Source organism: Pseudomonas sp. PGPPP4, from assembly GCF_002256045.1.
GTDB lineage: Bacteria > Pseudomonadota > Gammaproteobacteria > Pseudomonadales > Pseudomonadaceae > Chryseomonas > Chryseomonas oryzihabitans.
In genome coordinates, this window is sequence record NZ_NKID01000001.1 from 450,221 (window position 1) to 464,759 (window position 14,539).

The 14,539-nt window shown below is 67.4% G+C and carries 12 protein-coding genes; 5 read left to right on the plus strand and 7 right to left on the minus strand.

Annotation, left to right across the window (positions count from 1 at the left end; all coding sequences use genetic code 11):
- The first annotated feature begins 331 nt into the window (after positions 1–331).
- A complete protein-coding gene (locus tag CFE50_RS02075) occupies positions 332–2,599 on the plus strand; it encodes a YgiQ family radical SAM protein (protein ID WP_145151727.1) in 2,268 nt (755 codons plus the stop codon).
- 123 nt (positions 2,600–2,722) lie between these two features.
- Entirely contained in the window at positions 2,723–3,178 is a 456-nt protein-coding gene (locus CFE50_RS02080) for an REP-associated tyrosine transposase (RefSeq protein WP_074584930.1), read from the plus strand.
- Positions 3,179–3,271: 93 nt separating this feature from the next.
- On the opposite strand, the gene CFE50_RS02085 is transcribed toward CFE50_RS02080, so the two are convergent.
- From CFE50_RS02085 to urtA, 7 genes are all read right to left on the minus strand, one after another.
- The gene (locus CFE50_RS02085; RefSeq protein WP_278438544.1) at positions 3,272–4,126 is read right to left on the minus strand and encodes a shikimate dehydrogenase; all 855 of its coding nucleotides are present in this window, start codon (positions 4,124–4,126) and stop codon (positions 3,272–3,274) included.
- 4 nt (positions 4,127–4,130) lie between these two features.
- On the minus strand, positions 4,131–4,574 hold the full coding sequence (aroQ, locus tag CFE50_RS02090) for a type II 3-dehydroquinate dehydratase (protein ID WP_042137376.1): 444 nt from the start codon (positions 4,572–4,574) through the stop codon (positions 4,131–4,133).
- A 146-nt stretch (positions 4,575–4,720) separates the two neighbouring features.
- Complete coding sequence (gene urtE / locus CFE50_RS02095; protein ID WP_027598823.1) at positions 4,721–5,419, minus strand: urea ABC transporter ATP-binding subunit UrtE; 699 nt, start codon at positions 5,417–5,419, stop codon at positions 4,721–4,723.
- A gap of 161 nt (positions 5,420–5,580) precedes the next feature.
- The gene (urtD, locus tag CFE50_RS02100; protein WP_286730613.1) at positions 5,581–6,426 is read right to left on the minus strand and encodes an urea ABC transporter ATP-binding protein UrtD; all 846 of its coding nucleotides are present in this window, start codon (positions 6,424–6,426) and stop codon (positions 5,581–5,583) included.
- Positions 6,423–7,502: an urea ABC transporter permease subunit UrtC gene (gene urtC, locus CFE50_RS02105; RefSeq protein ID WP_286730615.1), complete on the minus strand. Its 1,080-nt coding sequence runs from the start codon at positions 7,500–7,502 to the stop codon at positions 6,423–6,425. The genes urtD and urtC overlap by 4 nt, the downstream gene beginning before the upstream one ends.
- The gene (gene urtB, locus CFE50_RS02110; RefSeq protein ID WP_286730617.1) at positions 7,499–9,067 is read right to left on the minus strand and encodes an urea ABC transporter permease subunit UrtB; all 1,569 of its coding nucleotides are present in this window, start codon (positions 9,065–9,067) and stop codon (positions 7,499–7,501) included. Before urtB ends, urtC begins: the two co-directional genes overlap by 4 nt.
- A 283-nt stretch (positions 9,068–9,350) precedes the next feature.
- Positions 9,351–10,625: an urea ABC transporter substrate-binding protein gene (gene urtA / locus CFE50_RS02115; RefSeq protein ID WP_241809729.1), complete on the minus strand. Its 1,275-nt coding sequence runs from the start codon at positions 10,623–10,625 to the stop codon at positions 9,351–9,353.
- Between the two features lie 342 nt (positions 10,626–10,967).
- Here urtA and CFE50_RS02120 point away from each other — a divergent pair, with 342 nt between their 5' ends.
- The 3 genes from CFE50_RS02120 to CFE50_RS02130 are packed head-to-tail and all read left to right on the plus strand — an operon-like array spanning position 10,968 to position 14,536.
- Entirely contained in the window at positions 10,968–11,858 is an 891-nt protein-coding gene (locus tag CFE50_RS02120) for an NAD(P)-dependent oxidoreductase (RefSeq protein ID WP_286730619.1), read from the plus strand.
- Between the two features lie 2 nt (positions 11,859–11,860).
- Positions 11,861–13,378 (plus strand): aldehyde dehydrogenase family protein, encoded by a 1,518-nt coding sequence (locus CFE50_RS02125; RefSeq protein ID WP_286730621.1) that lies wholly within the window; start codon positions 11,861–11,863, stop codon positions 13,376–13,378.
- 3 nt (positions 13,379–13,381) lie between these two features.
- Positions 13,382–14,536, plus strand: coding sequence for a M20 aminoacylase family protein (locus CFE50_RS02130; RefSeq protein ID WP_286730623.1), 1,155 nt, complete (start codon positions 13,382–13,384; stop codon positions 14,534–14,536).
- The last annotated feature ends 3 nt before the right edge of the window (positions 14,537–14,539 follow it).

A 14,539-nucleotide genomic window follows, 5' to 3' on the forward strand; every position in this document is an offset into this window, starting at 1 on the left:
AGGGAGAGGGGGAAGAGCATGCTGCCGTTGGGTATCTTTCCTCGGTCCTCTCTGGGGAGGAGGGGGCAGCCACGCGTGGACAAGGCTGCGCCGTTGTCCACCCTACGGCTGAGGGGCATTGCCGATGGGCTTCCCTCTCCCCAAGAGAGAAGAGGACGAGTAGGTGCGCGGGGTGCTTTTGCTCCCTCTCCCTCGGGGCGAGGGTTGGGGTGAGGGCGGGTCCAGAGTCACGGTCGATAGCCAAAGGCAATCGATGTCCGGGGGCTGAACTGGTCATTTTTTGTGCTATTCTTCGCGCCCTCCTGAAAACACCCCTTTCCCGGAAGCTGCCATGCAAGCCGCCACGCCGCTGTTCGACTATCCGAAATACTGGGCCGAGTGCTTTGGTCCTGCACCCTTCCTGCCCATGAGTCGGGCGGAGATGGAGCAACTCGGCTGGGACAGCTGCGACATCATCATCGTTACCGGGGACGCCTACGTCGATCACCCGTCCTTTGGCATGGCCATCATCGGCCGGCTGCTGGAGGCCCAGGGCTTCCGCGTGGGCATCATCGCCCAGCCGGACTGGCAGTCGAAGGACGACTTCATGAAGCTCGGCGAGCCGAATCTGTTCTTCGGGGTGGCCGCGGGCAACATGGATTCCATGATCAACCGCTACACCGCGGACAAGAAGGTCCGCTCCGACGATGCCTATACCCCGGGCAACGTCGCCGGCAAGCGACCGGATCGCGCCAGCCTGGTCTACAGCCAGCGCTGCAAGGAGGCCTACAGCCACGTGCCGATCGTGCTCGGCGGCATCGAGGCCTCGCTGCGCCGGATCGCCCACTACGACTACTGGCAGGACAAGGTCCGCCGCTCGATCCTGATGGACGCCACCGCCGACATCCTGCTCTATGGCAACGCCGAGCGGGCGGTGGTGGAGATCGCCCAGCGCCTGTCGCGTGGCGAGCGCGTCGAGTCCATCACCGATGTGCGCGGCACCGCCTTCATCCGTCGCGATACGCCCGAGGGCTGGTTCGAGGTCGACTCGACCCGCATCGACCGTCCCGGTCGCGTCGACAAGATCATCAATCCCTATGTGAACACCCAGGACACCGAGGCCTGCGCCATCGAGCAAGCCAAGGGTGAGGTCGAGGATCCCAACGAAGCCAAGGTGGTGCAGCTGCTGGAAAGCCCGCGCATGACCCGCGACAAGACGGTGATCCGCCTGCCGTCCTTCGAGAAGGTGCGCAACGACCCGGTGCTCTATGCCCACGCCAACCGCGTGCTGCACCTGGAAACCAACCCGGGCAACGCTCGCGCTTTGGTGCAGCGGCATGGCGACGTGGACGTCTGGTTCACGCCGCCGCCCATTCCCATGACCACCGAGGAAATGGACTACGTGTTCGGCATGCCCTATGCGCGCGTGCCGCACCCGGCCTATGGCAAGGAAAAGATCCCGGCCTACGAGATGATCCGTTTCTCGGTGAACATCATGCGCGGCTGCTTTGGTGGCTGCACCTTCTGCTCCATCACCGAGCACGAAGGCCGGATCATCCAGAATCGCTCCCACGACTCGATCATCCGCGAGATCGAGGAGATGCGCGACAAGGTGCCGGGCTTCACCGGCGTGGTCTCGGACCTGGGCGGGCCGACCGCCAACATGTACCGCATCGCCTGCAAGGATCCGGAGATCGAGCGCCACTGCCGCAAGCCGTCGTGCGTCTTCCCGGGTATCTGCGAGAACCTCAACACCGATCACTCCTCCTTGATCGAGCTGTACCGCAAGGCGCGGGCGCTGCCGGGGGTGAAGAAGATCCTGATCGCCTCGGGGCTGAGATACGACCTGGCCGTGGAGTCGCCCGAGTACGTCAAGGAACTGGTCACCCACCATGTCGGCGGCTACCTGAAGATCGCGCCCGAGCACACCGAGCGCGGGCCGCTGGACAAGATGATGAAGCCCGGCATCGGCAGCTACGATCGCTTCAAGCAGATGTTCGAGAAGTACACCAAGGAGGCGGGCAAGGAGCAGTACCTGATCCCGTACTTCATCGCCGCGCACCCGGGCACCACCGACGAGGACATGATGAACCTCGCCCTCTGGCTCAAGCGCAACGGCTTCCGTGCGGACCAGGTGCAGGCCTTCTATCCCTCGCCGATGGCCACCGCCACGGCCATGTACCACTCGGGCAAGAATCCGCTGCGCAAGGTCACCTACAAGAGCGATGGCGTGACCATCGTCAAGAGCGACCAGCAGCGCCGCCTGCACAAGGCCTTCCTGCGCTACCACGATCCCAAGGGCTGGCCGATGCTGCGCGAGGCGCTCAAGGAGATGGGCCGTGCCGACCTGATCGGGCCGGGCAAGCACCAGCTGATCCCGGCCACCCAGCCGGTGGGCGACGCCGGCTACCAGAGCGCGCGACGCAAGAATTCCACCCCGGTGGGCAGCAAGAAGGCCGGCACCGGCGCTGGGCGCATCCTGACCCAGCACACTGGCCTGCCGCCCCGCGCCAGCGACGGCAGCAAGGCCTGGGACAAGGGCCAGGAAGGCCAGGCCGCCGGCTACGCCAAGGGCGGTCCGCGCAAGAAGTCGCGGCGCCAGCCGAACATGCCGCGGTAGGGCTCTATCGCGGCCATGGGCCGCTCCTACAGAGAGCGATGCTTTTGTAGGAGCGGCCGCATCGGCGGACCGCCATGGCCGCGATTAAGATCTTGAATTGTCTTCATCACTCAAGGACGAGCGATGTCATCACGTCATGCGGCGCTACGCAGGGGCCGGGTTTCTCTGCCTGGCCAGCTGTATCTCCTTACCACCACGACCGTGGAACGTCAGGCACTGTTCGCCGATTTCCATTTGGCGTGCACGGCGGCTCGTGCCTTCAACGACCCTCGTTTGCTCGATGACGCCAGGCTGCTTGCCTGGGTGTTGATGCCGGATCACGTTCACTGGCTGGTTTCGCTGGGTGAGTGTTTCAGCCTGGAAGAGTTGGTCCTGCGCCTGAAGTCGGCAAGCGCGCGTCGGGTCAATGCGATCCGCAATACCAAAGGGGCTGTGTGGGCGCCGGCCTATCATGACCATGCGCTACGAGCCGAAGAGGATGTGCAGGCGGTGGCCCGGTACATCGTCGCCAATCCGCTAAGGGCGGGGCTGGTGAAGCGGGCGGGTGATTATTCGTTTTGGGATGCGGTGTGGCTGTAGATGGTTGCGCGGAAATTATCGCGGCCATGGGCCGCTCCTACGGGGCATATCGGAGCCTGTAGGAGCGGCCCATGGCCGCGATCAAACGCGCTATCAGCCGCGCAATTCGGCGAAGTGGGCCTGCATGCGTTCGGCGTCGGCGCTGCGGCCGCTGAAGAGTTCGAAGGCCTTGACCGCCTGGAACACGGCCATGGTGCCGCCATCCAGGGTGCGGCAACCGAGGGCGCGGGCCTGGCGCAGCAGTTCGGTTTCCAGCGGGAAGTAGATGATCTCGGCGACCCACAAGCCGGGATGCAGCAACTCGGCCGGCAGTGGCATGCCGGGCAGCTTGGCCATGCCCACCGGCGAGGTGTTGACCAGGCCATCGGCGGCGGCGACCGCAGCGGCCCGGTCGGTGCCGACCGCGGCGCGCCCGGGACCGAAGTGGCGGGTCAGGTTGTCCACCAGCGCCTGGGCCCGTTCGGCCTCGACGTCGAAGATGAACAACTGGTCGACGCCCTCGGCGAGCAGGGCGTGGGCCACGGCGCTGCCGGCGCCGCCGGCGCCCAACTGCACTACCAGCCGCTTGGCCACGTCCGGCAGGCCACGGCGAAAGCCTTCGGCGAAGCCCAGGCAGTCGGTGTTGTGGCCCACGGTGCGGCCGTCGGCCAGCACCACGGTGTTCACCGCGCCGATGCCGCGCGCCTCGGGGGAAAGGTCGTCGAGCAACGGGATGATCGCCTGCTTGCAGGGAAAGGTGATGTTGAGACCGGTGAAGCCGGTGCGCTGAGCCGCCTGCAGCAGCTCGGGCAGGGCGTCGGCGGTGAGGCCGAGCACGTCCAGGTCGATCAGGCGGTAGAGGTATCTGAGGCCCTGGGCGTCGCCTTCGCGTTCGTGCATGGCGGGCGTCAGCGAAGCCTGGATGCCGGCGCCGATGAGGCCGGCGAGAACGGAGTTGGGTGCGGTCATGGCATTAGTTTCCCTGGTGGGCGATGAGGGCGCTGATGGCGGCGCGATACCCCTGGCTGCCGAGGCCGCAGATGACGCCGACGGCAATGCCCGAGACATAGGAATGGTGACGGAAGGCTTCGCGGCGATGCACGTTGGACAGGTGCACCTCGTAGACCGGCAGCTCGCTGGCCACCAGGGCGTCGCGCAGGGCCACCGAGGTGTGGGTCCAGGCGGCGGGATTGATCACCACCCCGGCATAGGCGCCGCGGGCCGCGTGGATCCAGTCGAGCAATTCGCCTTCGTGGTTGGTCTGGCGGAAATCCACCTCGTACCCCTCGGCGGCGGCGGTCTCGGCACACAGCCGGGCGACGTCGGCCAGAGTCTCGTGGCCATAGGTGGCGGGTTCGCGGGTGCCGAGCAGGTTGAGGTTGGGTCCGTTGAGGACCAGGATGCGACGGGAGGACATGACAGCCTTCTCTCTTGGGGTCTTGCCGGGCAGGCGCTGCCCGGTGCTGGAGAGAAAATGTACCAGTCGGTTAATTTCGTCAATCGAGGCGAACGGGCGGGCGGCCGGGCAGGCCGCGGAAGCGTTCGATTATCGACCCTGGTGGCTCAGATCGCCACCAGTCCCCGCACCCCTTCGGCCTCCATGTCGGCGCCGCGACCGCGCTGGACGATCTCGCCACGGGACATCACCAGATAGCCGTCGGCCAGTTCGCTGGCGAAGTCGTAGAACTGCTCCACCAGCAGGATGGCCATGTCGCCGCGCTTGGCCAGGTGGGCGATGACGGTGCCGATCTCCTTGATCACCGAGGGCTGGATGCCTTCGGTGGGTTCGTCGAGGATCAGCAGCCGCGGGCGGCTGGCCAGGGCGCGGCCGATGGCCAGTTGCTGCTGCTGGCCGCCGGAGAGGTCGCCGCCGCGGCGCTGGCGCATCTGCCGCAGCACGGGGAAGAGTTCGTAGATGGACTCGGGCACCTCGCGGGCTTCCCGGGCGGGAAAGCGCGACAGGCCCATGAGCAGATTTTCCTCGACGGTGAGGCGTGGAAAGATCTCGCGGCCCTGGGGCACGTAGGCGATGCCGGCTTGCACGCGCTGGTGCGGCTTGCGACTGGTGATGTCCTGGCCTTCCCAGGTGACGCTGCCGCGCTTGGCCGGGATCAGGCCCATGAGGCAGCGCAGCAGGGTGGTCTTGCCGACGCCGTTGCGGCCGAGCAGGCTGGTGACCTCGCCGATAGGGGCGTCGAAGGACAGGCCGCGGAGGATGTGGCTGCCGCCGTAGTACTGATGGAGTTCGTTGACCTGGAGCATGGGGGCCTCGGCCGGTTGTCTGGTCTCTGGCAGGCCGGGTGGCCTGCCGACGTAGGTTGGGTTGAGCGGAGCGAAGCCCAACGCTCCCGGTCCGTATCGGTGTTGGGCTTCGACGGTGGAGCCGTCTCAACCCAACCTACGGGCAGGGGCGCGACCGCGCGCTAGCGCCCCAGATATACCTCGATCACCTGTTCGTTGGCCTGGACCTGGTCCAGCGAGCCTTCGGCGAGGACGTGGCCCTGGTGCAGCACGGTGACGTGGTCGGCGATGCTGCCGACGAAGCCCATGTCGTGCTCCACCACCATCAGCGAGTGCCGGGGCACCAGCGACTTGAACAGCTCGGCGGTGAATTCGGTCTCAGCGTCGGTCATGCCGGCCACGGGTTCGTCGAGCAGCAGCAGTTGCGGCTCCTGCACCAGCAGCATGCCGATCTCGAGGAACTGCTTCTGGCCGTGGGAGAGCAGCCCGGCGGTGCGCCCGCGCGACTCCTGCAGGCGAATGGTGGTGAGCACCTCTTCCAGGCGGTCGCGCTGTTCGCCGGAGAGCCGCGCGCGCAGGCTGGCCCAGACCGACTTGTCGGTCCGTTGCGCCAGCTCCAGGTTTTCCCAGACCGTCAGGGCCTCGAACACCGTGGGCTTCTGGAATTTGCGACCGATACCGGCCTGGGCGATCTCCACCGGTTGCAGGCGGGTGAGGTCCAGGGTTTCGCCGAACCAGGCGCTGCCGCGGTCGGGGCGGGTCTTGCCGGTGATGACGTCCATCATGGTGGTCTTGCCGGCGCCGTTGGGGCCGATGATGCAGCGCAATTCGCCGACGCCGATGTAGAGATTGAGCTCGCGCAGGGCCTTGAAGCCATCGAAGCTGACCTCGATGCCTTCCAGGCTGAGGATGGTGCCGTGGCGGGTGTCCAGGCCCGTGCCGGCGCGATGGCCGAGACCGCTGGCCTCGGCGCCGATGCCGGGATCGAGCACTTCCGCGGCGGTGGGGGGGATGGGGGCGGCTTTCATGCGTCGCGCTCCTTCTTGATGAGGCCGATCACGCCACGCGGCAGATAGAGGGTGACGACGATGAACAGGGCGCCGAGAAAGAACAGCCAGTATTCGGGAAAGGCCACCGTGAACCAGCTCTTGGCGCCGTTGACGATGCCGGCGCCGAGCACCGGGCCGATCAGGCTGCCGCGTCCGCCGAGGGCGACCCAGATGGCCGCTTCGATGGAGTTGGTCGGGGCCATCTCGCTGGGGTTGATGATGCCCACCTGGGGTACGTAGAGCGCCCCGGCCAGACCGCAGAGCACCGCCGAGAGCACCCAGACGAACAGCTTGAAGCCGCGCGGATCGTAGCCGCAGAAGGTCACCCGGTTCTCGGCGTCGCGGATCGCCGTGAGGATGCGGCCGAACTTGCTCTGCGCCAGGCGCCAGCCCAGCCAGAGACTGGCCACCAGCAGGGCCACGGTGAGCAGGAAGAGCACCGCCCGGGTGCCCTGGGCGGCTACCGGAAAGCCCAACAGGGTGGTGAAGCCGGTGAAGCCGTTGTTGCCGCCGAAGCCGGTCTCGTTGCGAAAGAACAGCAGCATGCCGGCAAAGGTCAGCGCCTGGGTCATGATCGAGAAGTAGACGCCCTTGATCTTCGAGCGGAAGGCGAAGAAGCCGAACGCCAGGGCCAGCAGACCGGGGGCCAGCACCGCCAGGCACAGCGCCCAGAGGAAATGGTCGGTGCCGGCCCAGAACCAGGGATAGCGGGTCCAGGAGAGAAAGCTCATGAACGGCGGCAGACCGTCACCGGCGGCCTGGCGCATCAGGTACATGCCCATGGCGTAGCCGCCCAGGGCAAAGAACAGCCCGTGGCCGAGGGAGAGCATCCCGGCGTAGCCCCAGACCAGGTCCAGCGCCAGGGCAACGATGGCGTAGCAGAGGATCTTGCCCACCAGGGTGAGGGTGTAGGCCGAGACCTGGAAGGGGCTGTCGGCCGGCAGCAGGGACAAGAGCGGCAGGGCAATCAGCACGGCGAGGGCCAGGCCGAGCACGGCCAGGCTCAGGCGCGGGCCGGCCTTCTGCACGGCGGTAAGCGCGAGTGGCTGGTTCAATCGATGACCCTCCCCTTGAGGGCGAACAGGCCCTGGGGCCGCTTCTGGATGAACAGGATGATCAGGCCGAGGATGAGAATCTTGCCCAGCACGGCGCCGATCTGGGGTTCGAGGATCTTGTTGACGATGCCCAGGCCGAAGGCCGCCAGCACGCTGCCGGCCAGTTGGCCGACGCCGCCGAGCACCACCACCAGGAAGGAGTCGATGATGTAGCTCTGGCCAAGGTCCGGACCGACGTTGCCGATCTGCGACAGGGCCACGCCGCCGAGGCCGGCGATGCCGGAACCGAGGCCGAAGGCGAGCATGTCGATGCGACCCGTCGGTACCCCGCAGCAGGCGGCCATGTTGCGATTCTGGGTCACGGCGCGCACGTTGAGGCCCAGGCGGGTCTTGTTCAGCAGGGTCCAGGTGAGGATCAGCACGAAGACCACGAAGCCGAGGATGATCACCCGGTTCCACGGCAGGAGCAGGTTGGGCAGCACCTGGATGCCGCCGGACAGCCAGGCCGGGTTGGCCACCTCGACGTTCTGGGCGCCAAACAGCACCCGCACCGCCTGGATCAGCATCAGGCTGATGCCCCAGGTGGCCAGCAGGGTTTCCAGCGGGCGGCCATAGAGGTGGCGGATCACGGTGCGCTCCAGCGCCATGCCGATGGCGGCGGTGACGGCGAAGGCCACCGGCAGTGCCAGCAGCGGGTACCAGGCCAGCCATTCGGGCGCCAGGCGTTGCAGGGTCAGCTGCACCACATAGGTGCTGTAGGCGCCGAGCATCAGCATCTCGCCGTGGGCCATGTTGATGACGCCGAGCAGGCCATAGGTGATGGCCAGACCCAGAGCGGCCAGCAGCAGGATGGAGCCGAGCGACAACCCGGTGAAGGCCTGGCCGAGCAGGTCGCCCAGCAGCAGCTTGCGGTCCACCTGGGCAAGGCCGGTGGCAGCGGCCTTGCGGACGTCTTCGTTGGCTTCCACGGCCGGATCGAGCAGGGCCTGCAGGCGGGTCTTGGCCTGGGGCTCGCCGGATTCGCCGAGCAGCCGCACCGCGGCCAGGCGCACGGCGGGATCGGGATCGGTCAGCTGCAGATTGGCCAGGGCTGCGGTAAGGGCGCCTTTGACGTCCTTGTCGGCTTCGCTCTGCAGGCGCTTTTCCAGGAAGGCACGCTGCTCGGGCTTGGCCTCCTGGCGCAGGGCCTGGGCGGCGGCCAGGCGCACGCTGGCATCGGGCGACAGCAGCCCGCCGCTGGCCTGGGCAGCGCCGATGAGGATGCGCAGGCGGTTGTTCAGGCGTACCGGCTTGGGTGTGCCGGTGGGAGGGGTGGCGTCGCCTTCGGCGGCGCTGTAGCTGTCGCCGGTCTTGTAGAAGGGCCGCTTGTCTTCATCGACATAGAAGCGGCCGTCCTGCAGTGCCTGGAGCACCGGGAGCTGGGCGGGATCGGGCGCGGCGGCCCAGTCCTGGAGGAGTTTGGCCTGGTCGTTGGCGCTGGCGGCGGCCAGGTCGGCGGCGGGGCCGGCCTGGGCGGTGCCCATGAGCAGCAACAGCAGGGGCAGTAGAAAAAGGCGTAGGGACATACTCGGCCTCGTGGGTGGGTAAAGGCTCCCGCACGGCGTCTCCCGGGGGAGGGCGGGCGTGGCCTCGTTTCTGGTGCCGGGCTTCCGATCGGGCCGGAGGCTCTGGCGGGCCCTCACCCTAGCCCTCTCCCAGTGGGAGAGGGGGAAGAGCTGATGGCCTTGGAGCGTCTCTTGCCCCTCACCCCAACCCTCTCCCCTGGGGAGAGGGGGCAAGAGCTACAAGCTGAGCAGCGTTTTGCTCCCCTCTCCCTCGGAGTGAGGGGCCGGGAGTGAAGGCTGGCCGTTACTGGCCGCTCTTCACCGGTTCGTCGGACTTCTTGTCGTTGCCGGGGATGTAGGGGCTCCAGGGCTGGGCGCGGACCGGGCCCTCGGTCTGCCAGACGACGTTGAACTGACCGTCGTCCTGGACCTCGCCGATCATCACCGGCTTGTGCAGGTGGTGGTTCTTCTCGTCCATCTTCACCGTGTAGCCGTCCGGCGCGGCGAAGGTCTGGCCGGCCATGGCCTTGCGCACCTTGTCGACGTCGGTGCTGCCGGCCTTTTCCACCGCCTGGGCCCACATGTGGATGCCGATGTAGGTGGCTTCCATGGGGTCGTTGGTCACGGCGGTCTGGTAGTTGGGCAGGTTCTTGGCCTTGGCGTAGGCCTTCCAGGCCTCGACGAACTTCTTGTTCACCGGGTTATCCAGCGACTCGAAGTAGTTCCAGGCGGCCAGCTGGCCCACCAGCGGCTTGGTGTCGATGCCGCGCAGTTCTTCCTCGCCGACCGAGAAGGCCACCACCGGCACGTCGGTGGCCTTCAGGCCCTGGTTGCCCAGTTCCTTGTAGAAGGGCACGTTGGAGTCGCCGTTGATGGTGGAGACCACCGCGGTCTTGCCGCCGGCGGAGAACTTTTTGATGTTGGCGACGATGGTCTGGTAATCGCTGTGGCCGAAGGGGGTGTAGACCTCTTCGATGTCCTTGTCCTGCACGCCCTTGCTGTGCAGGAAGGACCTGAGAATCTTGTTGGTGGTGCGCGGATAGACGTAGTCGGTGCCCAGCAGGAAGAAGCGCTTGGCGCCGCCGCCTTCTTCGCTCATCAGGTATTCCACCGCCGGGATGGCCTGCTGGTTCGGCGCTGCGCCGGTGTAGAAGACGTTGGGCGACATCTCTTCGCCTTCGTACTGCACCGGGTAGAACAGCAGGCCGTTGAGTTCTTCATAGACCGGCAGGACCGATTTGCGCGAGACCGAAGTCCAGCAGCCGAAGGTGACCGCGACCTTGTCCTGGGTCACCAGCTGGCGCGCCTTCTCGGCGAACAGCGGCCAGTTGGAGGCCGGATCCACCACCACGGGTTCCAGCTTCTTGCCCAGTACCCCGCCCTTGGCATTGATCTCGTCGATGGTCATCAGCGCCATGTCCTTGAGCGAGGTCTCGGAGATGGCCATGGTGCCGGACAGCGAATGCAGGATGCCGACCTTGATGGTGTCCGCGGCCTGGGCGGCGCTCCAGGGAAACATACCGCTCATGAGCAGGGCGGAGGCGGCAAGAGTGGTCTTCAGTAGGGGGCGGCGCTTCATGCGAAAGGCTCCTGAGCGAACGTGCGCTGTTGTTGGGCTGGTCAGCTGACCCATTGGGGCGCTTTTCAGGAACTGTGCCAGCCGTCGACAAGGTGCATGGCAGCTGGCGCCTTGCCGTCAGTAGCGGCCTTACGGTCAGTTGTCTTGCACCAGCCTGGGGCCGGGCCGTGCCCTCCGGTTGCGCCTTTGCACATTACTGGTGCCCGATTTAGCCGTTGCCTTTTGCGCAACATGAAAGTCCAAATGCCGTATTGGTGGTGATGCCTGGGGCCTCCCATACTCGATCGCCAAGGGGCCGGCCAGCGGGTCGGTCACCACCCATTCGAAGAAGAGGAACAAGGCATGGGCAGGCAGGTCGGGGTCATCGGACTCGGCAACATGGGCGGCAACATGGCGATCACCCTGGCGCGCAAGGGCGTGGCCGTCACCGGTCTGGATCCCTCCAGCGCCGCCTGCGAGCGGGTCGCCGCCCAGGGCGTGGCCATCGCCGGCGACCTGGCGGCCCTGGCCGCCAGCAGCGACGTCATCGTGCTGTCGCTGCCCAAGGCCGAGCACGTCGAAGCCGTGTGCCTGGGCGAGGCGGGCCTGGTCAGCCGCGTGCGACCGGGCACAGTGGTGGTCGACACCACCACCTCCACCCCCGAGACCAGTCGCCGGGTGGCGGCGGCCTTTGCCGAGGTCGGCGCCGATTTCCTCGATGCCCCGGTCTCCGGCGGCCCCGCCGGTGCCGCGGCCGGCACCATGACCATGGTCATCGGCGGCAGCGAGGCGGCCCTGGCCAAGGCGCTGCCGGCGCTGGAAGCCATGAGCGCGACCCGGGTGCACATCGGCGCCGTGGGCGCTGGCAACATCGCCAAGATCGCCAACAACCTGCTCGCCGCGGCGCACCTGATCACCACCGCCGAGGCGGTGACCATGGCTGCCCGCGCCGGCGTCGCTCCGGAAAAGCTGCTGGAAGGCATCAACGCCGGTTCCGGACGCAGCGCCGCCAGCCAGGGCATGTTCCCCACCTGGGTGCTGAACAAGGCCTACGACTCCGGCTTCACCATGGGCCTGATGCGCAAGGACGTGGGCCTGGCCCAGCAGCTCATCGCCGAACTCGGCCTCGACCTGCCGCTGGCCGCGGCCACGGCCCAGGCCTGGAAGGCCAGCGTCGAGACCCTGGCCGATGGCGAGGATTTCTGCGCCATCGCGCGACGCACCAGCGAAGACCTGTTCGGCAAGGGGGAATGATCATGATGAACGCCAAGACACTGGAATTGCTCAAGCCCTTCTGGGGCGACCGCCAGCAGGTCGCCAGCTTCGTGGACGGCGAGTTCGTCGACGGCAGCGGCGAGCGGATCACCGTGCGCAACGCCCATGACGACAGTCCCGCCTACAGCTACCCCGACGCCGACCTGGCCGTGGTCGAGCGCGCCGATGCCGCCGCCCGCCGGGCGCGCGAGGAATGGCGCGCCCTCACCGCCCAGGCGCGCGGGCGCATCATCTACCAGGTCGGCGCCCTGATCCGCGAGGAGGCCGAGGTTTTGGCGCAGCTGGAGTCCCAGACCGCCAACAAGCCGATCCGCGATGCCCGCGTCGAGGTGCTCAAGGTCGCCGAGATGTTCGAGTACTACGCCGGCTGGGCCGACAAGCTGCACGGCGAAGTCATCCCGGTGCCCACCAGCCACCTCAACTACGTGACCTACGAACCCCTGGGCACGGTGCTGCAGATCACCCCCTGGAACGCGCCCATCTTCACCGGTGGCTGGCAGATCGCGCCGGCCATCACCGCCGGCAACGCGGTGATCCTCAAGCCCTCCGAACTGACCCCGGTGACCTCGCTGCTGCTCGGCGTGCTGGTGGAACGCGCCGGTGCGCCCAAGGGCCTGGTCAACGTCCTCGCCGGCCAGGGCCATACCGTCGGCCAGCAGGTGATCGCCCACGCCGACATCCGCAAGGTAGTCTTCGTCGGCTCGCCGGCCACCGGCCGGCACATCGCCGCCGCCGCGGCCCAGCGCTGCATCCCGGTGGTGCTGGAGCTGGGTGGCAAGTCGGCCAACATCGTCTTCGAAGACGCCGACCTGGACCTGGCCGTGCGCGGCGCCCAGGCGGCGATCTTTTCCGGCGCCGGCCAGAGTTGCGTTTCCGGCTCGCGGTTGCTGGTGCAGGAATCCATCTACGAGCGCTTCATCCAGGCGGTGGCCCGCGCCGCCAGCCAGTTCAAGGTGGGTGACCCGAGCGATCCCGAGACCCAGATCGGTCCGATCCACAACGCCAAGCAATTCGCCCATGTGCGCACCCTGGTGGAAGGGGCCCTGGGCGAGGGCGCGCGGCATGTCGTCAATGGCGTCGAACCGCTGCCCGCCGGGACCGGCTACTACGTCAATCCCACGGTGCTGGCCGGTCACAATGGCCTGGCCTGCGCCCAGGAAGAGATCTTCGGGCCGGTGGTGGTGGCCATTCCCTTCAAGGACGAGGCCGACGCCATCCGCATCGCCAACGACAGCCGCTTCGGCCTGGCCGGCGCGGTCTGGACCCGCGATGTCGGGCGTGCCCATCGGGTGGCCCGGGGCGTGCGCGCCGGCACCTTCTGGGTCAACGGCTACAAGACCATCCACGTCAGCTCGCCCTTCGGCGGCTATGGCGAGAGCGGCTACGGTCGCTCCTCCGGCCTCGACGCCCTGCGCGAATACAGCGAGGTGAAGAGCGTCTGGGTGGAAACCGCCGCCGTCCCCGCCGCCGGCTTCGGCTACGGCGCCAGCCTGGAGTAACCCATGACCATTCATCAAGCGCTGCTGGACGACGCCCGTAGCTGGCGTCGCGATTTCCACGCCCATCCCGAACTGGGTTTCGCCGAGCACCGCACCGCGGCGCGAGTGGCCGAATTGCTGGAAGGCTTCGGCCTGGAGGTCCATCGTGGCCTCGGCGGCACCGGCGTGGTCGGGGTGTTGCGCCATGGCGAGGGCCCGAGCCTGGGGCTGCGCGCCGACATGGACGCCCTGCCGATGCAGGAGGTGGGGGACGTTCCCCACCGTTCCACCGCCGCCGGGCGCATGCACGCCTGCGGCCACGACGGCCACACCGCCATCCTGCTGGCCACCGCGCGTTACCTGAGCGAGAACCGCGACTTCCGCGGCACCCTTTATTTCGTCTTCCAGCCCGCCGAAGAGAATCTCGGCGGCGCCCAGAAGATGATCGAAGACGGCCTGTTCGAACGGTTTCCGATGGACGCCATCTACGGCCTGCACAACTGGCCGGGGCTGCCGGCCGGCCAGGTGGTGGTCAATCCGGGTGCCATGATGGCTTCGCTGGACACCTTCGCCATCACCCTGACCGGCAAGGGCTGCCACGCGGCCATGCCCGAGCGCGGCCGCGATCCCATCGTCGCCGCGGCGGACCTGATCCTGCAGCTGCAGACCATCGTCGCCCGGCGGATCTCGCCGCTGGCGTCGGCGGTGGTCAGCGTGACCATGATGGAGGCGGGGGAGGCGATCAACGTCATTCCCGAAGTGGCGCGGCTGCGGGGCACGGTGCGCTGCCTGGACAGCGCGGTGCGCGCCGAGGTGGAGCGGCTGATCGGCGAGATCGTCGCCCAGGCGCCGCTGGCCCAGGGCGTGCGCGGCGAACTGGAATTCACCCGCGGCTATCCGGTGACCCAGAACCATCCGGCCCAGGCGGCACGGGTGCGTGAGGCGGCGGTAAAGGCCTTTGGTGCCGAGCGGGTCAGCGACGGCGTACCCCCGTCCATGGCCTCCGAGGACTTCGCCTTCATGCTGGCGGCGCGTCCCGGGGCCTATCTCTGGCTGGGGGTCGACGGCGCCCAGCCCTCGGCGCCGCTGCACAACCCGGCCTATGACTTCAACGACGCCATCATCGAGCCGGCGGTACGGTTGTGGGCCGAGCTGGTGCGCCAGGAGTTGCCGGTTTAAGCC